The organism is Agreia sp. PsM10, assembly GCF_030433855.1.
GTDB lineage: Bacteria > Actinomycetota > Actinomycetes > Actinomycetales > Microbacteriaceae > Agreia.
Map to the genome: position 1 here is coordinate 173,636 of NZ_JARUXC010000005.1, position 23,433 is coordinate 197,068.

At 69.0% G+C, this 23,433-nt stretch carries 19 protein-coding genes; 5 read left to right on the forward strand and 14 right to left on the reverse strand.

Going from position 1 to position 23,433, the window contains the following annotated elements; genetic code table 11:
* Positions 1-35: 35 nt before the first annotated feature.
* Genes QCD70_RS08405 through QCD70_RS08415 form a run of 3 tightly spaced genes read right to left on the reverse strand, consistent with a single transcriptional unit; the run spans position 36 to position 2,703 of the window.
* A complete protein-coding gene (locus QCD70_RS08405) occupies positions 36-1,082 on the reverse strand; it encodes an NAD(P)/FAD-dependent oxidoreductase (RefSeq protein ID WP_301215023.1) in 1,047 nt (348 codons plus the stop codon).
* Positions 1,079-1,627, reverse strand: coding sequence for an isoprenylcysteine carboxyl methyltransferase family protein (locus QCD70_RS08410; protein ID WP_301215025.1), 549 nt, complete (start codon positions 1,625-1,627; stop codon positions 1,079-1,081). Before QCD70_RS08410 ends, QCD70_RS08405 begins: the two co-directional genes overlap by 4 nt.
* Complete coding sequence (locus QCD70_RS08415; protein WP_301215027.1) at positions 1,624-2,703, reverse strand: type III polyketide synthase; 1,080 nt, start codon at positions 2,701-2,703, stop codon at positions 1,624-1,626. The genes QCD70_RS08410 and QCD70_RS08415 overlap by 4 nt, the downstream gene beginning before the upstream one ends.
* Before the next feature lie 97 nt (positions 2,704-2,800).
* On the opposite strand from QCD70_RS08415, the gene QCD70_RS08420 reads away from it, so the two are divergent.
* Complete coding sequence (locus QCD70_RS08420; protein WP_301215029.1) at positions 2,801-4,492, forward strand: long-chain-fatty-acid--CoA ligase; 1,692 nt, start codon at positions 2,801-2,803, stop codon at positions 4,490-4,492.
* Positions 4,493-4,502: 10 nt separating this feature from the next.
* Here the strand turns inward: QCD70_RS08420 and QCD70_RS08425 are convergent, their stop codons facing one another.
* Complete coding sequence (locus QCD70_RS08425; RefSeq protein WP_055931645.1) at positions 4,503-5,033, reverse strand: GNAT family N-acetyltransferase; 531 nt, start codon at positions 5,031-5,033, stop codon at positions 4,503-4,505.
* Positions 5,034-5,100: 67 nt separating this feature from the next.
* Here QCD70_RS08425 and QCD70_RS08430 point away from each other — a divergent pair, with 67 nt between their 5' ends.
* A complete protein-coding gene (locus QCD70_RS08430) occupies positions 5,101-5,703 on the forward strand; it encodes a TIGR03086 family metal-binding protein (RefSeq protein WP_301215033.1) in 603 nt (200 codons plus the stop codon).
* Between the two features lie 87 nt (positions 5,704-5,790).
* Entirely contained in the window at positions 5,791-6,720 is a 930-nt protein-coding gene (locus tag QCD70_RS08435; RefSeq protein ID WP_301215036.1) for an SDR family oxidoreductase, read from the forward strand.
* A 74-nt stretch (positions 6,721-6,794) separates the two neighbouring features.
* On the opposite strand, the gene gatB is transcribed toward QCD70_RS08435, so the two are convergent.
* The 8 genes from gatB to QCD70_RS08475 form a co-directional block, all read right to left on the reverse strand.
* Positions 6,795-8,312, reverse strand: a complete 1,518-nt coding sequence (gene gatB / locus QCD70_RS08440; protein WP_301215037.1) for an Asp-tRNA(Asn)/Glu-tRNA(Gln) amidotransferase subunit GatB — start codon at positions 8,310-8,312, stop codon at positions 6,795-6,797.
* Positions 8,312-9,847 carry an Asp-tRNA(Asn)/Glu-tRNA(Gln) amidotransferase subunit GatA gene (gene gatA / locus QCD70_RS08445; protein ID WP_301215039.1) on the reverse strand — a complete coding sequence of 512 codons (1,536 nt, stop codon included), beginning with the start codon at positions 9,845-9,847 and terminating at the stop codon, positions 8,312-8,314. Before gatA ends, gatB begins: the two co-directional genes overlap by 1 nt.
* Entirely contained in the window at positions 9,847-10,146 is a 300-nt protein-coding gene (gene gatC / locus QCD70_RS08450; RefSeq protein WP_055931632.1) for an Asp-tRNA(Asn)/Glu-tRNA(Gln) amidotransferase subunit GatC, read from the reverse strand. The genes gatA and gatC overlap by 1 nt, the downstream gene beginning before the upstream one ends.
* Positions 10,147-10,206: 60 nt before the next feature.
* On the reverse strand, positions 10,207-12,498 hold the full coding sequence (gene ligA / locus QCD70_RS08455; RefSeq protein WP_301215042.1) for an NAD-dependent DNA ligase LigA: 2,292 nt from the start codon (positions 12,496-12,498) through the stop codon (positions 10,207-10,209).
* Entirely contained in the window at positions 12,498-13,670 is a 1,173-nt protein-coding gene (gene mnmA / locus QCD70_RS08460; protein ID WP_301215044.1) for a tRNA 2-thiouridine(34) synthase MnmA, read from the reverse strand. The genes ligA and mnmA overlap by 1 nt, the downstream gene beginning before the upstream one ends.
* A gap of 64 nt (positions 13,671-13,734) precedes the next feature.
* Positions 13,735-14,127: a thioredoxin gene (trxA, locus tag QCD70_RS08465; protein ID WP_301215046.1), complete on the reverse strand. Its 393-nt coding sequence runs from the start codon at positions 14,125-14,127 to the stop codon at positions 13,735-13,737.
* Positions 14,128-14,263: 136 nt separating this feature from the next.
* Positions 14,264-15,763 (reverse strand): catalase, encoded by a 1,500-nt coding sequence (locus QCD70_RS08470; protein ID WP_301215048.1) that lies wholly within the window; start codon positions 15,761-15,763, stop codon positions 14,264-14,266.
* 42 nt (positions 15,764-15,805) lie between these two features.
* Positions 15,806-16,249 carry a Fur family transcriptional regulator gene (locus QCD70_RS08475; RefSeq protein ID WP_301215051.1) on the reverse strand — a complete coding sequence of 148 codons (444 nt, stop codon included), beginning with the start codon at positions 16,247-16,249 and terminating at the stop codon, positions 15,806-15,808.
* Positions 16,250-16,383: 134 nt separating this feature from the next.
* On the opposite strand from QCD70_RS08475, the gene QCD70_RS08480 reads away from it, so the two are divergent.
* The gene (locus tag QCD70_RS08480; RefSeq protein WP_301215053.1) at positions 16,384-17,361 is read left to right on the forward strand and encodes an endonuclease/exonuclease/phosphatase family protein; all 978 of its coding nucleotides are present in this window, start codon (positions 16,384-16,386) and stop codon (positions 17,359-17,361) included.
* Positions 17,362-17,367: 6 nt separating this feature from the next.
* Here QCD70_RS08480 and QCD70_RS08485 read toward each other — a convergent pair whose 3' ends face one another.
* On the reverse strand, positions 17,368-18,564 hold the full coding sequence (locus QCD70_RS08485; protein WP_301215055.1) for a cysteine desulfurase family protein: 1,197 nt from the start codon (positions 18,562-18,564) through the stop codon (positions 17,368-17,370).
* 53 nt (positions 18,565-18,617) lie between these two features.
* Here QCD70_RS08485 and glgX point away from each other — a divergent pair, with 53 nt between their 5' ends.
* Entirely contained in the window at positions 18,618-20,666 is a 2,049-nt protein-coding gene (glgX, locus tag QCD70_RS08490; protein ID WP_301215057.1) for a glycogen debranching protein GlgX, read from the forward strand.
* Between the two features lie 61 nt (positions 20,667-20,727).
* Here glgX and glgP read toward each other — a convergent pair whose 3' ends face one another.
* On the reverse strand, positions 20,728-23,295 hold the full coding sequence (gene glgP, locus QCD70_RS08495) for an alpha-glucan family phosphorylase (protein ID WP_301215059.1): 2,568 nt from the start codon (positions 23,293-23,295) through the stop codon (positions 20,728-20,730).
* Positions 23,296-23,433: the final 138 nt, after the last annotated feature.

Sequence of the window (23,433 nt, forward strand, 5' to 3'; positions counted from 1 at the left end):
AGCAGCGCGTCCGCTCGAGGTCACGCCCTGTCGGCTCACCGGGCGAGGCGCTCCACCGCCGCACCGAAGAGCGCGGGCATCGCCCGCGCGGCCGGCACGATGAAAGGCCGGAGAGGAGACTGCGCCGCGGCGAGCAGGCTCGAGGTGATCACACGGAAGTCCCGACTGACGCGCGCCCACTCCCTGTCGTAGGTCGCCGCGGGCCGCGGGCTCTCTCCGACGATCGCCTCGATGGCGGCCCGCGCATGGGCCAGGCCCACCCGGATGCCCTCTCCCGTCAGAGCGTCGACGTAGCCCGAGGCGTCGCCCAGAAGCAGCACTCGCCCGGCGCTGCGGGCGGCGGTGCGCTGCCTGAGCGGTCCTGCCCCGCGGAGGCTGTCAACCGGGCGAGATCGGCTCAGCCGGTCGGAGAGCTCCGGCAGCTGCGCCAGCACCTCGTCGAAATCGGTGCGCGGACGTCCGAGAACCGCTACACCCACGAGGCCGCCGGCCAGCGGCGTGACGTAGGCCTCGGCATCCGCGACCCAGTGCACCTCGACGAGGTCCGTCCACGGCTCGACCGCGTAGTGCCGACGCAGGCCGAAGCGGCGCCGGTCGACGCGGCCCGGCGCCGGCCGTTCGAGTCCGACCAGCCGTCGCACCGTGGAGTGCAGCCCGTCGCAGGCGAGCAGCCACGACGCCCGCACGTCGCCGACCGTCACGCCCTCAGCGGTCTGCACCAGATCGGAGACCCGGGCATCCCGTCGCGTCACGCCCAGCTCGTGTGCCCGCTCGGAGAGCGCACCGTGCAGCGCCGTGCGGCGCACGCCGAGTCCGGAGTCGGCTGTGAATCTGTGCTCGACGAGGGTACGCGCGTTCGAGTAGCGGAAGCCGGCGATCGCGGCTCCCTCAGGATGCACGCCGAGTCGCGCGAGGGCGGCGACGGCCCCGGGCATCAAGCCTTCGCCGCAGGCCTTGTCGATGGGAAACGATCGCGGCTCGATGACCACGGCCGACAGCCCGCCGAGCCGCGCCTCGATCGCGGCGGCGAGGCCGATGGGACCTCCCCCCACGACGGCGACATCGACGTCGATCGCGCTCATCGGGGTGCGACGGGCTTCTCGCCGAGCGCCGCCTCGAGCGCCCGCTCCTCGACCGGAATGCGGAACCCGAACAGCAGCACCGCGTTGAGCACGGTGAACACGAGGGCGGTCACCCAGTTGCTGTGCACCAGGGGCAGGGCGATGCCCTCGGCGATGACGACGATGTAGTTGGGGTGCCGAAGCCACCGATACGGTCCGCGCAGCACGAGCGGCAGACCGGGAACCACGATGACCCGCGTGTTCCAGCGATGGCCGAGCGACGCGATGCACCACCAGCGCAGCACCTGGCTGGCGAGCGCGATCACGAGCATGGGCCAGCCCAGCCATGGGATGAAGGGGCGGTCGGCGAGGACCGTCTCGAGCAGGCAGGCGAGCAGCAGCCCCGTGTGCAGCGCCACCATCGGCCCGAAGTGGCGACGACCGAACTCGAGGCCGCCGCGCGCGAACGCCCACGCCGCGTTGCGAGTCGACACCACCAGTTCGACGATGCGTTCGCCGCCGGTCAGCAGGATCAGGATCGTGTACAGCACCACGGAGAGGGTCATTCCGTCGCTCCCGACCAGCGCAGAAGCACCAGCTCGGCGCACACGCCCGGGCCGAGGGCGAACAGCGCGCACAACTCTCCGCCCGTCGGCGGCGCGTCCCGGATGCTGTCGGCCAGCACGTGAAGCACGGATGCCGACGACAGGTTGCCGACACGGGCGAGCGAATCCCAGCTCACGGCGAGCGCGCCCGGCGGCAGGTCGAGCGCGTCGCTGAACGCGTCGAGCACCCGCGGGCCGCCCGGATGCGCGATCCAGCGCGGGATGTCGTCGATCGTCGCGTCGTGGTCGGCGAGGAACCGGGTCATGTCGTCACCGAAATGCTCGTCGATCACATCGGCGACCCCGGCTGTCAACACGATACGGAAGCCCGTCTCGCCCGGATTGAAGCCGAGCACGTGACGGGTTTCGGGGTAGAGGGCGCTTCTCGAGCCGACGACATCGAATCCGTCGTCCGAGCGCGCGATCGCACGCTCGGCGCCCACCATCACGACGGCCGCCGCACCGTCGCCGAAGAGCCCGGATGCGACGAGGTTCGCCATCGAGTCGTCGTCGCGCTGCACCGTGAGCGAGCACAGCTCGACGGAGACGAGCACGGCGACGCCGGTCGGATGGCCCGCCAGGTAGTCGTCGAGCCGGGCGATGCCGGCGGCACCGGCCACGCAGCCCAGGCCGAACATCGGCACCCGCTTCACGTCGGGTCGGAGCCCGAGTCGCGGCACGAGGAGAGCGTCGATCGACGGCGCCGAGACACCGGTCACCGAGGTGAACAGCACGAAGTCGACCTCGTCGGGGCGCACGCCCGCCTGCAGCAGCGCCGCATCGAGCGCCTCCTCCGCCAGGTCGGTGGCCGCTTCGATGAAGAGGCCGTTCGTCTCGGTGAAGGTCTGCTCCTCGAGGTAGCGCTCGAGGGGAAGCACCAGGTGGCGACGCTCCACCCGGCTTCCCTCGTGCAGCCGTCGCAGGACCGCCTGCTTCGAGGGGTCAGCGGTGATCATCGGGGCGATCGTGTCGGTGATCGCCGTCTGGGCATACGAGAGGGCGGGCAGTGCGGCGGATACCCCGACGATTCTCGACACGTTCGCACGCTAGCACGGCCGCTCACGCCTATCGATGCCCATGGAAAGCCGAAACGACTGCGCCATAATGTCTCGACGACAACGCGAAGGGCACCGTATGAGCATCGAGACCGACCGGCCATGGGTTTCCCAGTACGCAGACGGCGTGCCCGCGACGATCGCACTGCCCACCGGCTCGCTGGTCGACATGTTCGACGCCTCGGTGCGTGCGTACAAGTCCAACGTCGCCCTCGACTTCTTCGGCTCGACGACGACGTATGCCGAACTGGGCATGCTGGTGGCACGCGCCGCCGAGGGCCTGAGACGCGTCGGCGTCGGCCCCGGTGACCGGGTGGCCCTCGTGCTGCCGAACTGCCCGCAGCACGTCATCGCCTTCTACGCCGTCCTTCGTCTCGGCGCGATCGTCGTCGAGCACAACCCGCTCTACACCGACCGCGAGATGCGCCACCAATTCGAAGACCATGGCGCGAAGGTCGCGATCGTGTGGGACAAGGTGGGCGATCGCATCCATTCGATGCCCGCCGATGTGGCGTTCGACACCGTTGTCGCGGTCGACATCACCCGCGCGATGCCGTTGTCGAAGCGACTGGCGCTGCGGCTGCCCGTGCCCAAGGCCCGCGATGCCCGCAAGGCCCTCACAGCCGACTCGAAGCGCAGCATGCCGTGGGAGAAGCTCGTCAATCACCGACCCGTGCGCCGCTCGGTGCCCCGCCCCTCCGTCGACGATCTCGCCGTCATCCAGTACACGAGCGGCACGACCGGAACGCCCAAAGGTGCCAAACTCACACACTTCAACCTGCACGCCAACGCCCTGCAGGGCCGCGCGTGGGTGCCGGGAATGGTGGCGGGCAAAGAGGTCATCTACGCCGTGCTTCCGATGTTCCACGCCTACGGGCTCACGCTCTGCCTCACGTTCGCGATGAACAGCGGCGCCCGGCTCGTGCTGCTGCCCAAGTTCGACGTCGATCTCGTGCTCGACGCGGCGAAGTCGCATCCGCCCACCTTCCTGCCCGCCGTTCCGCCCATCTACGAGCGCCTCGCGCTGGGCGCACAGAAGCGCAAGGTCGACCTCACCGGAATCCGCTTCGCTATCTCCGGCGCCATGAACCTGCCCGTCTCGACCGTCGAGCTCTGGGAGAAGGCCACGGGCGGCTACCTCGTCGAGGGCTACGGACTCACGGAGACCTCGCCGGTGGCGTTGGGCAACCCCATCGGTCCGAGCCGCCGGCCCGGCACCGTCGGTGTCCCCTTCCCCAGCACGGACATCCGGGTCGTCGATCCCGAGGACACCTCGGTCGACCGGGCGCCGGGCGAGGAGGGCGAGCTTCTGATCCGGGGGCCGCAGGTGTTCCAGGGCTACTGGCAGAAGCCCGACGAGACCGACGCGGTGCTGCTCGACGGCGGATGGTTCCGCACCGGAGACATCTGCACGCAGGACGCCGACGGCTTCGTCACCATCGTCGACCGCATCAAGGAACTCATCATCACGGGCGGATTCAACGTGGCGCCGTCCGAGGTCGAAGACGCGCTGCGCCAGCATCCCGGAGTCGCCGACGTCGCCGTCGTCGGCATGCCGAGCGGTGGTGGCGGGGAAGACGTGGTCGCGGCCGTCGTGCTCGCGCCCAAGACCGACTTCGACGAGAGGGAGTTCCGCGACTGGTGCCGCGGCCAGCTCACGGCCTACAAGGTGCCGAAGCGAATCGTCGTCATCGACGAACTCCCGAAGTCGCTCATCGGCAAGGTTCTGCGCCGCGCCGTGCGGGAGCAGCTGCTGGCCGACAAGGGCTGACCCGATCCGATCAGGAGGGCTCGGGCAGCGATGAGGCGGGGAAGACGGGCGCGGAGAGAAGTGCGACCGTCACCGAGCCGCCTTTTGTGACCTGCTCGCCCAGCTGAACGAAGCCGAGGCGGTCGTGGAACGCCAGCGAGCCCGGGTTCGGCGGGTCGAGGTTGACCTCGCACGTGACCTCGGTGAGGCCGGCGAGCTCTGCCTCGGCGAAGACGCGCTCGTAGAGCAGCTGCCCCAGGCCACGACCCCTCATGCCCTCGGCGACGACGATGCGGTCGACGTAGAGGAAGTCGCCGCCCCGTTCCTCGAACCAGCGGTAGTTCTCGCTCTCATAGTCGTTGCCGGCGGCCAGGGTGACGACGAGGCCGAGCGGTTCCTCGGGAGCCTCGTCGTCGACCACGATCACGGCGGCGTGCGCCATCGACACGAGGTCGAGGAGCTCCGCCTCGTCGAGCAGGTTCACCGCGGGGATGGCCCTGTTGTTCATGGCCAGCAGCGGGGTCAGGTCGGTGGCGTCGATGTCTCTGGTCGTCAAGGTCACCCCGCGAGCCTACCCAAGAGACGATCGGCGGAATGCGCGCGAGCGTGATGGACTTACACCTAGAACCATGACGAGCATCGCCGACAGGAGCCCCATCGTGACCATCGACTGGCTGACATTGCAGAACACCGCACACGCCGAGTTCGCCACGCGCCTCGAGGCGGTGACCGACTGGAACGCCCCCACCCCCGACACCGACTGGAACACCCGCCAGCTCGTCACCCACGTGATCGAGGAGCAGCAGTGGGTCCCCCTGCTGCTCGAGGGGCGCAGCCTGCGCCAGGCGCAGGCGCTCAAACGCCCGCTGTCGAGCGACCTCGCGGCCGAGTGGGCCCTGTACTCCAAGGCCGCAACCGACGCCTGGCGATCGGCGGCACCGGATGCCCGTGTGCAGCTGTCGTACGACACCGTGACGGTCACCGAGTACCTGCGCGAGCAGGTGTCCGACGTCACGATCCACACCTGGGACCTGGCGCGCGCCACCCGCACCTCCGAGACACTCGACGACCAGCTCATCGCCGCGGTCTGGACCGTCTTCGAACCGCAGAAGGAGACGCTGGAGGCATCCGGTCTGTTCAGCTCCCCCGTCCCCGTTCCCGAGCACGCGCCGCTGCAGTCTCGGCTGCTGGCTCTGACCGGGCGGGACGACAGGCTTCCGCTCTCCGCGTAGCCCGAATTCTATGCACACTCATGAATGAGGATTAGCCTGAACGCCTAGGCGGCGAACCCGAGACTCCGCCTGAGCGCGAGGAGCTTCATGTCGGCCGCACCCCAGTTGTCCATCCCCGACCAGTACGGCAAGCGCGTCATCGTGACGGGGGCCAACAGCGGACTCGGTCTCGAGACGGCTCGACGCCTCTCGGCGGCCGGCGCCCATGTGGTCATGGCGGCCCGCACCCAGGAGAAGAACCAGGCCGCTGCCGACGCCATCCGGCAGAGCGTGCCCGACGCGTCGCTGCAGCTCGAGAGCCTCGACCTCGCCTCGCTGGAGAGCGTGCGGGCGTTCTCCGATCGCATCCTCGCCGATCAGCTCCCCGTCGATGTGCTCATCAACAACGCCGGGGTCATGGCCGTGCCCACGAAGCACACGACCGAAGACGGCTTCGAGCTGCAGTTCGGCACGAACCACCTGGGGCACTTCGCCCTCACGGCGCGTCTCCTGCCCTCGCTCATGGCTGCGGATGCGCCGAGGGTCGTCACTCTGTCGAGCGTGATGCACTGGATCGGCCGCATCCGATTCGGCGACCTCAACGCCGACAAGAAGTACAACGCCTGGCTCGCCTACGGCCAGTCGAAGCTCGCGAACCTGCTCTTCGCCCATGAACTGCAGCGCCGCAGCGACGGCGCCGGCTGGGGTCTGCTCAGCGCGGCGGCCCATCCCGGGTCGAGCCGCACGAACCTCCAGAGCGCGGGCCCGCAGCTCGGCCGCGACAAACCGGCGAGCGCGCTCGTCGAGAGGTTCATGAACATGCCCGGCCTCTCGCAGGAGGCCGAGCAGGGCGCGGAACCCGAGATCTTCGCGGCCACGTGGGCGAGCGTCTCCGGCGGAGACTACGTCGGACCGACGGGGGCGTTCGGACTCACCGGCCCTCCCGGACGGGCGAAGCAGAGCCGACGAGCCCTCGACGAGAGGGTGGCCTCGCGTCTCTGGACCGTGTCGGAGGACCTGACGGGCATCGACTTCTAGGAAGCCCCTCGACGATTACGAGGAACGGAGGCCCGTTCCCTGAGCCTGTCGAGGGGCCCCTCCGCGACCCTCGACTACTCGGGAAGCGCCGTGGCCCTCTCGAGCACGAGTTCGCGAACGCGCGCCGCGTCGGCCTGACCCTTCATCGCCTTCATCACGGCACCGATCACTGCGCCCGCGGCCTGCACCTTGCCGTCACGGATCTTGGCCAGGACGTCGGGCTGGCTCTGCAGCGCCTCGTCGATGGCGGCGATCAGCGCGCCGTCATCCGACACGACGGCCAGGCCACGTGCATCCACGACCTGCTGGGGCGTGCCCTCACCGGCGATGACGCCCTCGAGGACCTGCCGCGCGAGGCGATCGGTGAGGGTGCCGGCGTCGACGAGCGCCACGAGCTGAGCGACCTGCAGCGGCGTGACGAGTGTGGTCGCGTCGACGCCCTGCGCGTTGGCGGTGCGCGCGATCTCGCCCGTCCACCACTTGCGGGCCGCCGCGGGGGCGGCACCTGCCGCGACGGTCTCGACGACCTCGTTCACGAGGCCGGAGTTGGTGAGGTCCTGGAACTCGAGGTCGGTGAAGTTCCACTCGGCCTTCAATCGACGGCGACGGATGGCCGGGGCCTCGGGAAGGGCCGCGCGCAGTTCTTCGATGAGCTCGGGCGACGGAACGACGGGCAGCAGGTCGGGCTCCGGGAAGTAGCGGTAGTCGTCGGCGTCGGACTTGGGACGACCGGCGGAGGTCTGCCCCGTGTCCTCGTGCCAGTGGCGGGTCTCCTGCGTGATCGTTCCGCCGTCGTCGAGGATGGCTGCCTGGCGCTGGATCTCGTAACGGATGGCCCGCTCGACACTGCGCAGGGAGTTGACGTTCTTCGTCTCGGTGCGCGTTCCGAGCGGCGCGGGCGGCTCCCCCTCGGGGGTGCGTCGGCGAAGCGAGATGTTGGCATCGCAGCGCAGGTTTCCGCGCTCCATGCGCGCCTCGGAGATGCCGAGTCCCACGACGATGTCGCGGATGGTCGACACGTACGCCTTGGCGAGCTCCGGGGCATCGGCCTCGGCGCCGTAGATGATGTCGGTGACGATCTCGACCAGGGGAACACCCGCACGGTTGTAGTCGACGAGCGAGTACTCGGCACCCTGGATGCGGCCGGTCGCGCCGCCCACGTGGGTGAGCTTGCCGGCGTCCTCCTCCATGTGCGCACGCTCGATCGGCACCGTGAACAGGCGGCCGTTCGGCAGCTCGACCTCGACAGAGCCCGCGAATGCGATGGGCTCGTCGCTCTGCGAGATCTGGTAGTTCTTCGCCAGGTCGGGATAGAAGTAGTTCTTGCGCGCGAAGCGGCTCGTGGGCGCGATCGAGCAGCCGAGCGCGAGGCCCAGGCTGATGGCGTAGCGCACCGCCTGGCCGTTCACCACGGGAAGCGACCCCGGCAGGCCGAGGTCGACGGGCGTGATGTTCGTGTTGGGCTCGCCGCCGAAGTAGTTCGGCGCGTCGGAGAACATCTTGGTCTTGGTGCTGAGCTCGATGTGCACCTCGAAGCCGAGCACCGGCTCGAAGAGCTCGAGCGCGCGGTCGTAGTCCATCAGTTTCGCCATCAGACGGCTCCCTCGTCGGTCGCGTTCATTTCACTGGGAGACAGGTCGGGCGCCTGGCTCAGGAGCGTGTGCCCCCACTTCTGCTCGAGGAGCGCCTCGAGCGCCGCGGCCACCCCGTACAGGCGGGCGTCTTCGCGCGCCGGCGCCAAGAACTGGATGCCGACGGGCAGCCCGTCTTCGGCGGCCAGTCCCACGGGCACCGAGATTCCGGGGATGCCCGCGAGGTTCGCCGGGATCGTGGCGATGTCGTTGAGGTACATCGACAGCGGGTCTCCGGTCTTCTCTCCCAGCTTGAACGCCGTGGTGGGCGCCGTGGGTGACACGAGCACGTCGGCGTTCGCGAAGGCGGCCGCGAAGTCGCGCTGCACGAGCGTGCGCACCTTCTGGGCGCTGCCGTAGTAGGCGTCGTAGTAGCCGGCCGAGAGCGCGTAGGTGCCGAGAATGATGCGGCGCTTCGCCTCGGCGCCGAACCCCTGCTCGCGGGTGGCGCTCATCACGTCTTCGACGGTGCCGCCGCCCTTCGGGTTGACCCGCAGGCCGAAGCGAACAGAGTCGAACTTGGCCAGGTTGCTGGAGGCCTCGGCTGGCATGATCAGGTAGTAGGCGGCGATCGCGTGCTCGACGCTCGGCAGGCCGACCTCGGTGATGATCGCTCCGGCACCCTCGAGCAGGGCGAGGGCCTCACGGAAGCGCTCCATGACGCCGGGCTGGAACCCGTCGCCCTGGAGCTCTGTGATGACACCGATGCGCAGGCCTGCGACGTCGGCGTTGCGAACCGCCTCGGCGAACGACGGCCAGGCGTCGGTGAGCGACGTGGAGTCGCGCGGGTCGTGCCCACCGATCACGTCGTGCAGCAGTGCGGAGTCGAGCACCGTGCGCGACACCGGACCGATCTGGTCGAGGCTGGAGGCGAGGGCGATGGCGCCGTAGCGGCTGACTCCGCCGTAGGTGGGCTTGAGGCCGACCGTGCCGGTGACGTGCGCGGGCTGGCGGATGGACCCGCCGGTGTCGCTGCCCAGGGCGAACGGCGCCTCGAAGGCGGCGACCGCGGCGGCGGAGCCACCACCGGAGCCTCCGGGGATGCGCTCGAGGTCCCACGGGTTGTGCGTGGGGCCGTAGGCGGAGTGCTCCGTCGACGAGCCCATGGCGAACTCGTCCATGTTGGTCTTGCCGATGGAGACGAGTCCTGCGGCGCGCAGCTTGGTCATGACCGTGGCGTCGTAGGGCGGAACCCAGCCCTCGAGGATCTTGGAACCGCTCGTGGTGGGCATGCCCTTGGTGACGATGACGTCTTTGATGGCGATGGGAACGCCGGCGAGCGGGTGCAGCTCTTCTCCGGCCGCGCGGCGGCGGTCGATGTCGGCCGCCTCGGCGAGGGCGCTGTCGGATGCGACGTGCAGGAAGGCGTGAACGGACCCGTCGACCGCGGCGATGCGGTCGAGGTGCGCCTGCGTGGCCTCGACCGAGCTGACCTCGCCCGTGCTGAGCTTGGTGGCGAGTGCGTCGGCGGTGAGCCTCGTGAGATCGGTCGTCATTACTGCTCCTCCCCCAGGATGGCGGTGACGCGGAACCGCGAGCCGTCGTGGTCGGGCGCCCCGGCCAGCGCCTCTTCGGCGGTGAGGGTCTGGCCCACCACGTCGTCTCTGAACACGTTCTGCAGCGGGATCGGGTGGCTCGTGGCCGGAACATCGGGCGTCGCGACCTCGGTGACCGTGGCCACGTGGTCCATGATCGACCCGAGCTCGCTCGTGAGCGACACGATCTCCTCGGGTGTCAGCGCGATGCGGGCGAGGCTGGCCAGGTGGGTGACCTGCTCCTGCGTGATTTCGGACATGCTGCTCCGTGTCTTCATTCGGGGGGAGTTCGGACGAACCCACCGATTCTACCGGAGGAGCTACTCGCCGTTCTCTGCCTCGGGTGCCGGGCCCAGCGCATCCGGGCCCTCGGTTACGAGGACGGCGAACTGCTCGGCGTCGATGATGCGCAGGCCGAGGGCCTCGGCCTTGGTGAGCTTGGAGCCGGCACCGGGACCCGCGGCCACGAAGTCGGTCTTCTTGCTCACGCTCGACGCGGCCTTGCCTCCCGCGTTGATGATCGCCTCGAGCGCGCCCTCGCGGGTGAACCCCTCGAGCGATCCTGTGGCCACGACGGTGACGCCCGAAAGCACCCCGCCCTCGACGACGGCTGCGCCGGGGCCCGGATGCCCGGGGGTCGCGAACTGCACGCCGGCGGCGGCCCAGGAATCGACGATGTCGACGTGCCAGTCGACGGAGAACCAGTCGATCAGGGCGTCGGCGATGATCGGACCGACCCCGTCGACGGCCGCGAGCTCGTCGCGGCTCGCCGCACGGATCGCATCGAGCGAGCCGAAGTAGTCGGCGAGGGCGCGCGCGGCCACCGGACCGACGTGTCGGATCGACAGCGACACGAGCATGCGCCACAGCGGCTTGGTCTTGGCCTTCTCGATCTCGGCGAGAAGCTTGACGGCGTTCGTCGAGGGCACCGAGAATTCGTCGCCGGCGAAGTCGACGGCGTCAGGATCGAACTGACCGTCGCGCTTCTGGCGTCGGCGCTGGAAGGGCTGAACCCGCTTGGGTTCGCCGTCGTCGGTGAGCTTGACCATGCCCGTCTCGTTGTCGCGCACGACCACCGTGATCGGGAAGATGTCCTGCATGCGCAGGGCGAAGAGACCCGCCTCTGTCTCGAGCGGAGGATCGGACGGCTCGAGGGGCTGGGTGAGAGCCGCGGCCGACACCTCTCCCAGTACCTCGATGTCGAGGCCGCCACGGGAGCCCACGTGCTCGACGCGGCCGCGCACCTGGGCGGGGCAGCTGCGCGCGTTCGGGCAGCGCAGGTCGATATCGCCCTCCTTGGCCGGGGCGAGCTTCGTGCCGCACTCCGGGCAGTTCTCGGGCATCACGAATGCGCGCTCGTCGCCCGTGCGCAGCTCGACCACCGGACCGAGCACCTCGGGAATGACATCGCCCGCCTTGCGCAGCACCACGATGTCGCCGATGAGCACACCCTTGGCTTTGACCACGTCCTGGTTGTGCAGTGTGGCCTGGCGCACCTCGGAGCCGGCGACCTCGACCTTCTCCATGACCGCGAACGGCGTGGCGCGGCCTGTGCGCCCGACGCTCACGACGATATCGAGCAGACGGGTGTTGACCTCTTCGGGCGGGTACTTGTAGGCGGTGGCCCAGCGCGGAGCGCGGCTCGTGGCTCCGAGCTCGGCGTGCAGGGCGAGGTCGTCGACCTTGATGACGATGCCGTCGATCTGGTGCTCGACGCTCGCGCGATGGATGCCGTTGTACCGGATGAACTCGACGACGTCGTCGACCGAGTCGAAGACCTTGAAGTGGGTCGAGATGGGAAGACCCCACTGCTCGAGCAGGCCGTAGACCTCGCTCTGCGCCGCGACCGGAGGGTTCGGCCACGCACCGATGCCATGCACCAGCATGCGAAGGCGAGACAGGCGGTTCTCGACGAGGGCGAGCTGTTTGGCGTTCTTGCCCTCGGTCTTCTGGCGCAGGGAGCCGGCCGCCGCGTTGCGCGGGTTGGCGAACACGCGCTCCCCGGCTGCTTCCTGCGCGGCGTTCAGCTCATCGAACGATGCGACGGGAAAGAAGATCTCGCCGCGCACCTCGACCAGTGGCGGATGACCGGTGCCCTTCAATCGCGCCGGAATCTGCTTGATCTGAAGCACGTTGTCGGTGACGTCTTCTCCGACCACACCGTCGCCGCGGGTGGCCGCCGTGACGAGAACACCGTTCTCGTAGCGCAGGTTGATGGCGAGCCCGTCGATCTTGAGCTCGGACAGGTAGCGCACGGCACTGCGCCCGGCGTCGCGTTCGATCTTGGCGGCCCACTCGCGCAGCTCGTCTTCGCTGAAGACGTTGTCCAGGCTGAGCATGCGCTCCGCATGCGTGACCGGCGTGAACATCGTGGTCTCGGCGCGCCCGCCCACCGTCTGGGTGGGACTGTCGGCGCTCTGCAGTTCGGGGTGCGCGCGTTCGATGGCGTCGAGTCGTCGGACGAGGGCGTCGTACTCGGCGTCGGAGGCGGTGGACGCGTTCTTCTCGTAGTACTGGTCGCGCAGTTCGAGGATGCGCGTCGTGAGCTCGTCGGCCTCGACCTTGGCCTCTGCGAGGTCGGGAGTCACCTCGTCGGGCAGGACCTCGGCCATCAGGCCACGGCTCCTGCCGGGCCGGACACCGCGGGGACCGCGCTGACCGTGCGGTCGATGGTGCACTGGCCGAGCACGCGAGTGCCGATGTAGACGACGGCCGTCTGGCCGGGAGCGACCCCGTTGAGCGGCGTGTGCGGCGTGATGACCAGTTCGTGATCGGATGCCGGTCGCTGGCCCTCGACGGGAACGGGCACATCGAGCGCGCGCACGACGGCGGTGGCAGGAACCGGGTCGGCGTGGGCGCGGATCTGCACCTCGCACTCGAAGGCGATCTGCGGGTTCTCGGGGGCGAGCCCGGCCCAGGTGAAACGGGCACCGGCGATCTCGGAGATGTCGAGCGCCTCTTTCGGGCCGACGACGACCTGATTGCTCACGGGTCGAACCTCGAGCACGAATCGGGGCTTGCCGTCGGGCGCTGGCATGCCGAGGTGGAGACCCCGGCGCTGGCCGACGGTGAACGAGTGGGCCCCGTCGTGGCTGCCCACGACGCTGCCGTCGCGCTCGACGACCTGCCCGGTCTCGGCACCGACGCGCTCGGCCAGCCAGCCCTTCGTGTCGCCGTCGGGGATGAAGCAGATGTCGTGGCTGTCGGGCTTCGACGCCACCGAGAAACCGCGTTCTGCGGCTTCTGCACGCACCTCGGCCTTGGAGGGCGTCGCGCCCAGGGGGAACATGCTGTGCGCCAGCTGCTCGCTGGTGAGCACACCCAGAACGTAGCTCTGGTCTTTGGCCCACGTGGCGGCCCGGTGCAGCTCGCGGTTGCCCTCGGCGTCGGTGACGATGTTGGCGTAGTGGCCCGTGGCGACCGCGTCGAAGCCCAGGTCGACCGCCTTCTCGAGGAGGGCGGCGAACTTGATGCGCTCGTTGCAGCGCATGCACGGGTTCGGGGTGCGCCCGGCCGTGTATTCGGCCACGAAGTCGTCGACGACGTCGGCTTTGAACCGCTCGGAGAAATCCCATACGTAGTAGGGGATGCCGATCTTGTTGGCGACACGCTGCGCGTCCATCGAGTCTTCGATGGTGCAGCAGCCGCGAGCACCGGTTCGCAGGGTGCCGGGCATGCGTGACAGAGCGAGATGCACACCCACCACGTCGTGCCCCGCTTCGACCGCGCGTGCGGCCGCCACCGCGGAGTCGACCCCGCCACTCATTGCTGCTAAAACCTTCACAGTACGAGCTTACGTGAGGGGTGCGACACCGCGGCCGGAAGGCCTCGATACGGCCGCAGGCGGCCTACTCGACCGGCGCAGAAGGAGCGGACTCTGCGGCGTCTGCTTCGGCCTGAGCCTTCATCGCGGCCTCGACGTCGAGCGCCTTGAGCTGCGCGACGAGGTCGGCGAGGGCGGGCGCCGGAAGCGACCCGGCCTGACGGAACACGGGCACGCCGTTCTTGAACGCCATCAGGGTGGGGATCGAGGTGATCTGCGCGGCGGCGGCGAGCTGCTGCTGGTCTTCGGTGTCGATCTTTCCGTAGACCACGTCGGTGTTGTCTTCGCTGGACTTCTCGAAGACGGGCGCGAACTGCTTGCACGGCCCGCACCAGTCGGCCCAGAAGTCGAGAAGGACGATCTCGTTGTCGGTGATGGTCTTGTCGAGCGATTCGGCGGTGACGGTAACGGTAGGCAAAAGGGGCCTCCTCGTGAAGATTGTCGGTTGATGGTCGTGCGGTGGGCGAAACGCTACCCGCACGGTCTGTACAACAGAACGGGCTTGCGCATCATTCCCCGGGCCCGCAGAGGTGCGGGCCCGGGGAACAGGTGCGCTAGGCGCCGATGCCCACGACCTCGGGCTGCTCGTTCGAGCCGGGGGCGCTGGGCTCGACCGCTGCGGCCACGCGGGCGCCGAGGGTCGCATCGACGTTCGTCCAGTACTGGTACACGCGCTGGCGGAGGCCGGCGTCGGTCACCTTCGAGACGTGACCCGCGATGTTCGCGACGAGCCGGTCGCGAGCCGCGTCATCCAGAACCTCGCGCACCAGCGCGCCGGCCTGGCCGAAGTCGTCGTCGTCGGCGTGCAGAGCGGCCGCAGCGCGCACGAGCTCGCCGTCGGACTCCCAGCCCGCGTCGGCACCCGCCCGCGCGGGGTCCGCGTGCGGGCCTCCGTGCGAGTTCGGCGCGTAGACCGGCGTCTCGGGAGACGTGAAGCCGTGGCGCATCGCCCCGTCCTTCGAGTAGCTGTGCAGTGGCGCGGTCGGCGCGTTCACCGGCAGCTCCGCGTGGTTGGTTCCCACGCGGTAGCGGTGCGCGTCGGCGTAGCTGAAGATGCGGGCGAGCAGCATCTTGTCGGGGCTGGCCGCGATTCCGGGAACGAAGTTCGACGGCGCGAACGTGGCCTGCTCGATCTGCGCGAAGTAGTTCTCGGGGTTGCGCGTCAGCGTCATGGTTCCGACCTCGTGCAGCGGGTAGTCGGCGTGCGGCCAGACCTTCGTGAGGTCGAACGGGTTGAAGCGGTACGTCGCCGCGTCGGCATAGGGCATGATCTGCACGCTCAAAGTCCAGCTCGGGTAGTCGCCGCGCTTGATCGCCTCGGACAGGTCGCGGATGTGGAAGTCGGCGTCCTCTCCGGCGATGCGGTCCGCGTCGGTCTGGCTCAGGATCTCGATGCCCTGGTGGGTCTTGAAGTGGTACTTGACCCAGAACCGCTCGCCGGCGGCGTTGATCCACTGGTAGGTGTGCGATCCGAAGCCGTCCATGTGCCGCCACGAGGCCGGCAGACCACGGTCTCCCATGAGCCAGGTCACCTGGTGGGCGGTCTCGGGCGACAGCGTCCAGAAGTCCCACTGCATGTCGTGGTCGCGCAGGTGGGTGCCCGGCAGGCGCTTCTGCGAGTGGATGAAGTCGGGGAACTTGATGCCGTCACGGATGAAGAAGACGGGCGTGTTGTTGCCGACGAGGTCGTAGTTGCCCTCGTCGGTGTAGAACTTCAGGGCGAAGCCGCGCGGGTCGCGCCAGGTGTCGGGGCTGCCCTGCTCCCCCGCGACGGTCGAGAAGCGCGCGAGCATGTCGACGGATGCGCCGGGCTGGAAGAGACTGGCGCGCGTGTAGGCGGAGACGTCGTGGGTGGTGACGAAGGTTCCGAACGCGCCGCCGCCCTTGGCGTGCACGATGCGCTCCGGCACCTTCTCACGGTTGAACTGGGCGAGCTTCTCGACCAGGTAGTGGTCGTGCAGCGTGATCGGGCCGTCGGTTCCTACGGTCTGCGAATGCTCATCGCTGGCGACCGGGGCGCCGGAGTTGGTGGTGGTGAAGGCATCGGTGGACATTGTTCTCCTTGTGAATCGGGCGGTCGGGAGGATGTACGAGATCTAGGCTGGCACGGCTGCCTGGCAGGCAGGACAGAGACCCCAGAAGGTGACCTCTGCGGTCTGGATCTGGAATCCGCCGGATGACGACGGGGTCAGGCATGGGCTGTGGCCGACGGTGCAGTCGACGTCTTCGACCGCTCCGCATCCGGTGCACACGACGTGGTGGTGGTTGTCGCCCACACGGCGTTCGTACAGCGCGGGCGAATGCGCGGGCTCGATGCGTCGCACGAGGCCGGCCTGGGTGAACGCGGCCAGGATTCCGTGCACGGCCTGCACGCTCGTGCCGGGCACCAGCGGCAGCACCGCGCGGAACACCCGCTCGGCCTCGATGTGGGACTCGTTCTCGAGCACGCCGAGGACGGCGACCCGGGGCTCGGTGACCCGCAGGCCTGCGTGACGGATGCTGTCGGCCAGCGCCGTCGCATCCGTTCGCTCTGTCGTCATACGTCAACCCTAGGGGCTTGTTTTGAATAACTCAAAATAACTGCATCCCTCGGCGTGTCACGTCATCGTCGTCACGCGCTGTTCATCGGCGCGGCTGGGCGTTCGTCCAGCCAGCTCGTGCACACTGGAGCGCGATGTCTCTCCTGGCCGAGACGCCCCGGGCGTCACCCTCACGGAAGCGTCGGCCGCCTGCAGGTCGACGCGCGCTGAACGCCGTCGTCGTGGCCTCCTCCCTGCTTCTCGCGGCTCTCATCGTGCTGCACAACTGGGTTCCCGACGTGGGCGGCCTCGGGCTGCTGGTCGACTCCGCCGCGCCGTGGCTGGGAGTGTTCATTCCCGTGCTGATCGTGCTCGCCGTATTCGCCCGGCGCGGCCGGCCGTGGGTCGCTGTGCTCGTGCCGATCGCCGCCTGGGGCCTCGTCTTCGGAGCGGCGATCGTTCCTCTGAAGTGGACCGCACCGGCCGCGAGCGCGAACACGCTCACCGTCGCCAGCCAGAACATCGAGGCGAGTTCGGGAACGGGGGCGGCCTCGGCGGCGGACCTCGTGGCCACCGGCGCCCAGGTCGTGGCCATCCAGGAGATGGACGCCTCCTCGAGCGCCGAGGTCTCGTCGGTGCTCGACGCCACCTACGAATACTCCTACCAGGTGGGCACGGTCGGCCTCTGGAGCAGCTACCCGATCCTGAACGCCCAGCCGTGGGACCTCGGACTCGGCTGGCAGCGCGCCCTCGCCGCCGACCTGGAGACTCCCGAGGGCCTCGTCAGCATCTACGTCATCCACGCCGCGTCGGCCCGCATCGGCGACCACGCCGATCGCGACGAGATGCTGAAGAACCTGGCCGACGTCCTGCCGAACGATGAGAACGATCGCGTGATCGCCGTGGGCGACTTCAATGCAGCCTCGACCGACAGGGCGTTCAAGCCGATCCTGTCGCAGCTCGACGAGCCCAACCAGAGCGACGGGTTGTTCGGCTTCACATGGCCGGCGACGCCGTTCCCCCTGGCCAGGCTCGACCACTTCCTGCAGCGCGGACTCGACGTCACGTCGAACACGGTCGTCCCCGCCGGTGGCAGCGATCACCTCGCGATCGTGGCCACCGTCAACCTGTAGGGGCGCTCAGCGCGCGTGGCCCAGCGGCACGAGGCGGTCGCTGAGACCCGCCTTGGATGCGTGCGCGAAGGCCGTGGGCAAGGCCGCCACGAGCGCGTCGACGTCGGCCTCGGTCGTTCCGTGCCCCAGCGTCATGCGCAGCGCTCCGCGCGCGTCGGCCTCGCTGAGGCCCATGGCCGTGAGCACGTGCGACGCCTCGGGGACGCCGGCCTGGCACGCGGATCCCGTGGAGACCGACAGCCCCGCCACGTCGAGCAGGAAGAGGAGCGAGTCGCCCTCGCAGCCGGGGAAGGTGAAGTGGGCGTTGCCGGGAAGCCGGCCCGCCGCATCCGGATCGCCCCGCAGCACCGCATCGGGAACCGCCAGCCGAACCTTCTCGACGAGCCGGTCGCGCAAGACGGCGAGCGCGGCCGCGTGGCCGTGCACCTCGTCGGATGCGCGGCGAGCCGCGACCCCGAACGCTACGGCGCCGGCGACGTCCTGCGTTCCGCTGCGGCCACGCTGCTGGCTGCCGCCGTGGAAGAGGGGCACGATCTCGGCGGAGCGCGAGAGCAGGAGCGCGCCCACGCCGACCGGACCGCCGATCTTGTGTGCCGAGATGCTCAGGGCGGCGGCGCCCGACGCGTGGAAGTCGAGCGGCAGGTACCCGAACGCCGATACGGCGTCGACGTGGGTGGGAACGCCGAACTCGGCAGCGACGGCGCTGAGCTCGGCGACCGGCTGGATCGTGCCGACCTCGTTGTTCGCCCAGAGGACCGAGACGAGGGCCACCGATTCGGGATCGCGTTCGATCGCCTCGCGCAGGGTCTGCGGATGCAACCGGCCGAGTTCGTCGATCGGCAGCCAGTCGATCTCGGCCCCGTCGTGGGCCGCAAGCCACTCGACCGCGTCGATGGTGGCGTGGTGCTCGCCGCCGGGAACGAGGATGCGAGGGCGGGGACGCGCCTCCTGCCGTTTCCAGAAAAGACCCTTGATGCCGAGGTTCACCGCCTCTGTGCCGCCCGAGGTGAAGACGACCTCGACGGGCTCGGCGGACACGCTCGCCGCGACGAGTTCGCGGGCCTCCTCGAGCATGCGTTTCGCCTGCTGACCCTGGCTGTGGATCGACGCGGGGTTGCCGACGACCCCGAGCGCCTCGATGTACGCGTCTCGCGCATCGGGGAGCATCGGCGTGGTGGCCGCATGGTCGAGGTAGACGGGCACGACGACTCTTTCCGTGATCTGTTGGAAACCTGACAATCACTACTCTAAGACGCATGACTGTCGCCGATCCCCTCGCCAACTTGGGCGTTCGCCTCACGGCCCACGGAGGCGAGATCCGGGTCTGGTCGGAGCACGCCGAGAGGGTGGAGCTGTGCCTGTTCGACGACAAGGACGCGAACTGGATCTACAAGACCGTCGAGCTGACCCGCGACCGGCACGGCGTGTGGTTCGGCCGCACCCGTGAGCTCGTTCCCGGTCGCAGGTACACCCTGCGCGTCGCGGGCCCCCAGGGGCCGACCCACCGCTTCGACCCCACCCGGCTGCTGCTCGACCCGTACGGCAAGGGAATCCAGCGGCTCAGCTCGGGGTCGCAGCGCTCCGTCGTGGTCGACGAGTCGTTCGACTGGGCCGGCGTCACGAAGCCGAACACCCCGCTCGACCACTCGGTCATCTACGAGGCGCACCTCAAGGGCCTCTCCGAACTCAATCCCCGCATCCCCGAGGAGCTGCGCGGAACATACGCCGGCCTCGCCCACGAGACCACCATCGGCTACCTGAAGAACCTCGGCGTCACGGCGGTGCAGCTGCTTCCCGTGCAGTCGTTCGTGTCGGAGCAGCGGCTCATCAAGCAGGGGCTGCGCAACTACTGGGGGTACAACACGCTCGGGTTCTTCAGCCCGCACGCGCTCTACGCCTCGAAGTCGGCACAGGCCCAGGGACCCAGCGCCAACCTCCGCGAGTTCAAGGGCATGGTCAAGCTGCTGCACGAGGCCGGCATCGAGGTTCTGATGGACGTGGTCTACAACCACACGGCGGAGGAGGGTCCCGGCGGTCCGACCACGAGCTTCCGCGGCATCGACAACGCCAGCTACTACCGGCAGACCGCCGGCGGCACGTACATCGACGTCACCGGATGCGGCAACAGCATCAACACCGCCACCCCGGCCGTCTCACGCATGATCCTCGACTCCCTGCGGTTCTGGGCCAACGAGGTGCAGGTCGACGGATTCCGATTCGACCTCGCGGCCACCCTGGGACGCAACGCCGACCACTACTACGACCCGCAGCATCCGCTTCTCACCGACATCGTCTCCGACCCGGCCCTCGCGAACGTGAAGATGATCGCCGAGCCGTGGGATGTCGGCATGGGCGGATGGCAGACCGGCAACTTTCCCGACGGCTGGTCGGAGTGGAACGACCGCTACCGCGACCGCATGCGCAAGTTCTGGCTGCGCGACATCCGCTCGATCCGAGAGCACGGCGACCCGGGCGATGGCGTGGGCATGCTGGCGACTCGCCTCGCCGGCTCGTCGAACACTTTCGCCCAGCACCGGGGGCCCCTGTCCTCGATCAACTTCATCACGGCCCACGACGGGTTCACGATGGCCGACCTCACTGCCTACGACACGAAGCACAACGTGGGCAACGGCGAGTCGAACCGCGACGGCACCGACAACAACATGTCGTTCAACCACGGGGTGGAGGGCCCCACCTCGTCGAGGCCGATCGAGGCCGCTCGGCGCCAGGCCATGCGCAACCTCATGGGCACCCTCCTGCTCTCGGCGGGTGTGCCCCTCATCACCGCCGGCGACGAGTTCGGTCGCAGCCAGAAGGGGAACAACAACGCCTACTGCCACGACAGCGAGTTGACCTGGCTGAGCTGGGACAGGCGGCGCTGGCAGAAGGACCACTGGAAGACGACGCAGCACCTGCTGAAGCTGCGGCGCGAGAACCCCGCCCTGCGGCCGGTCCGGTTCGGCATCTTCGGCGAGACGACCCCGAGCGCCAGCCAGATGGACTGGTACGACGCCACCGGATCGTCGATGTCGGTCTACGACTGGAACTCGGCGGAGAACCGCACGCTGCAGTACATGGCGGCGTCCACGCCCGAGCACGAGGACTTCAACCGCATCCTGCTCGTGATCCACGGCATCGAGGCTCCGGTCACCGTGACCCTGCCCATGCACCGGGGTGTGGCCTCGTACACCGAACTCTGGAACTCGGCCGACGACGCCCCGAACCCCGAAGAGGGGCCCACCTACGAGCCCGGCACACAGATCGAGATGTCGCCCTCGAGCCTGCGCCTGTTCCGAGCGAACTGACACCCTTCGACAGGCTCAGGCGGCGGTCGCCGTTGCCTGATCCTGTCGAAGGGGCACAGCGTCAGTGCGCGGTCGCGATGAGGCCCAGCTCGGCGGCCGACGCCAAGTGCGCGTGCTTGGGCACGACGCGCACCGTGTAGCCGAACGCTCCGGCCCTCGACAGGGGAAGGGTGCCCTCGAAGAGGACGACGCCCGAGGCATCCGCCCCCACCGACGCCGACGGCGACAACGAGAACGTGGCTGTGTCGCGTAATTCGTCGCCCGATCCGGCCTGCCCGTAGACGACCTCGACCGCCACGTCGTCGGCGCTGATTCCGTCGAGCTGCACCTGGGCGCGCAGGTGCAGCGAGTCGCCGACCTGCGGGGTGTCGTCGAGGCCGCCCGACTCGACGTGCACGACCTGCACCTTCGGCCAGTGCGCTCTCATGCGCTCGGCGAACGCCGACAGCTCGCGAGCCGCCTCGTGGTCTCTGACCGACATGACCCTCTCGGCGGCGGCGGCCTTCGTGTAGAGGCGCTCGGTGTACTCACGCACCATGCGCTCGGCCGAGAGGCTGGGGCTCAGTGTCGAGAGCGTGTGCCGCACCGAGGCGAGCCAGCGCTCGGGGATTCCGTCGGCGTTGCGCTCGTAGAAGCGGGTCGCGACCTGGTGCTCCATCAGGTCGTAGAGGGCGCCGGCCTCGATGGCGTCGCGTTCCTCGGGCGTGCTGGCACCGTCTGCTGTCGGAATCGCCCAGCCGTTCTCGCCGTCGTAGTACTCGTTCCACCATCCGTCGAGGATCGACAGGTTGAGTCCGCCGTTGAGCGCGGCCTTCATTCCGGATGTGCCACACGCCTCGAGCGGGCGCAGCGGGTTGTTCAGCCACACGTCGGTGCCCGGGTAGAGCAGCTGCGCCATGCCGATGTCGTAGTTGGGCAGGAAGACGATACGGTGACGCACCTCGGGGTCTGACGCGAACTGCACGAGCTTCTGGATGAGCCGCTTGCCCTCCTCGTCGGCCGGATGCGACTTGCCCGCGATGACCAGCTGGATGGGGCGCTGCGGGTTGAGAAGGATCGACTTGAGCCGCGCGGGGTCGTGCAGCATCAGCGTGAGGCGCTTGTAGGTCGGCACCCGCCTGGCGAACCCGATGGTGAGCACCGTGGGATCGAGCAGGGTCTGGTACCAGGCCGGAGCGATGGAACCCGGGTTTTGCTGCTCGAACGCCTCGGTCACACGGCGGCGCGCGTCGTGCACGAGCTGGCGACGCATGTCGCCGCGCACGGCCCAGAGGTCGCTGTCGCTGACGTCGGCGCTGTTCCAGTCGGCGTGGGTCGTGTCGGAGGTGCCGAGCTTCGAGCTCGCCAGCTCCTGCAGCAGGGGGTCCGTCCACGTCGCGGCGTGCACGCCGTTCGTCACCGAGGTGATCGGCACGTCGTCGACGTCGAAGCCCTTCCAGAGTCCCTGGAACATGCCGCGGCTCACGGCGCCGTGCAGCTCGGACACGCCGTTCGCCCGCTGCGCGAGCCGCAGGCCCATGACGGCCATATTGAAGACGTCGGGCGATCCACCCTCGTAGTCCTCGGCTCCCAGGTGCAGGATGTCGTCGACGCTGAGGCCCGGAAGCAGGTCGCCGCCGAAGTACCGCTCGATGAGCGTGCGCTCGAACCGGTCGATGCCCGCGGGAACGGGGGTGTGCGTCGTGAAGACCGTACCGGCGCGCACGACCTGCAGCGCGGCGTCGAAAGAGAGGCCGTCTCCGATGAGGCGTGAGATGCGCTCGAGGCCCTGGAAGCCGGCGTGCCCCTCGTTGGCGTGGAAGACCTCGGGCTCCGGCACATCCCGAAGCTCGGCCGCCAGCTTGAGCGCCCGCACGCCGCCGATGCCGAGGAGCAGCTCCTGCAGCAGGCGGTGCTCGCCGCCGCCGCCGTAGAGGCGGTCGGTGATGCCGCGCAGGTCCTCCGCGTTCTCGGGGATGTCGGTGTCGAGAAGCAGCAGGCGCACACGACCGACCTGGGCCTGCCAGATGCGGGCGAAGAGGGCACGACCGTCGGGAAGGGCGAGCGCGATGTGGGCGGCCGACCCGTCGGCGAGCCTGAGCACGGTGAGCGGCAGACCGTCGGGGTCGAGCACCGGGTAGCTCTCCTGCTGCCAGCCGTCGCGCGAGATGGCCTGGCTGAAGTAGCCGGCACGATAGAAGAGCCCGACTCCCGTGAGGGGCACGCCCAGGTCGCTCGCGGCCTTCAGGTGGTCGCCGGCCAGGATGCCGAGTCCGCCGGAGTACTGAGGGAGGGCGGCGGCGATGCCGAACTCTGCGGAGAAGTAGGCGATGCTGTTCGGCTTCTCGCCCTCGAGCTGCTGGTACCAGCGGGGCTCGGAGAGATAGCGGTTGAGGTCGTCGCGCAGGCTGTTCGCCCAGGCGACGAATCCTTCGTCGTGCGACAGCTCCTCGAGCCGCTCGGGGCTGACGGCGCCGAGCAGGGCGATCGGGTCGCATCCGGTCTGCTGCCAGTCGTCGGGCGAGATGCGGGAGAACAGCTGGCGGGTCGGCTCGTGCCATGACCAGCGAAGATTGGATGCCAGCTCACCGACGGCACCGAGACGCTCGGGCAGCACGGAACGGACGGTGAATCTCCTGATCGCCTTCACGAAAAAACTCCACACCGGCGCGCCACCGCCACTCGTCTCGCGCCCCGCGGTGGACACCGTGGGCCAGGCGTTGCCCAGCCTAGGACAGCGGCGCTCGGCCCGCATAAACGACCGGGAACCGTTTCCATAATCCCCCGC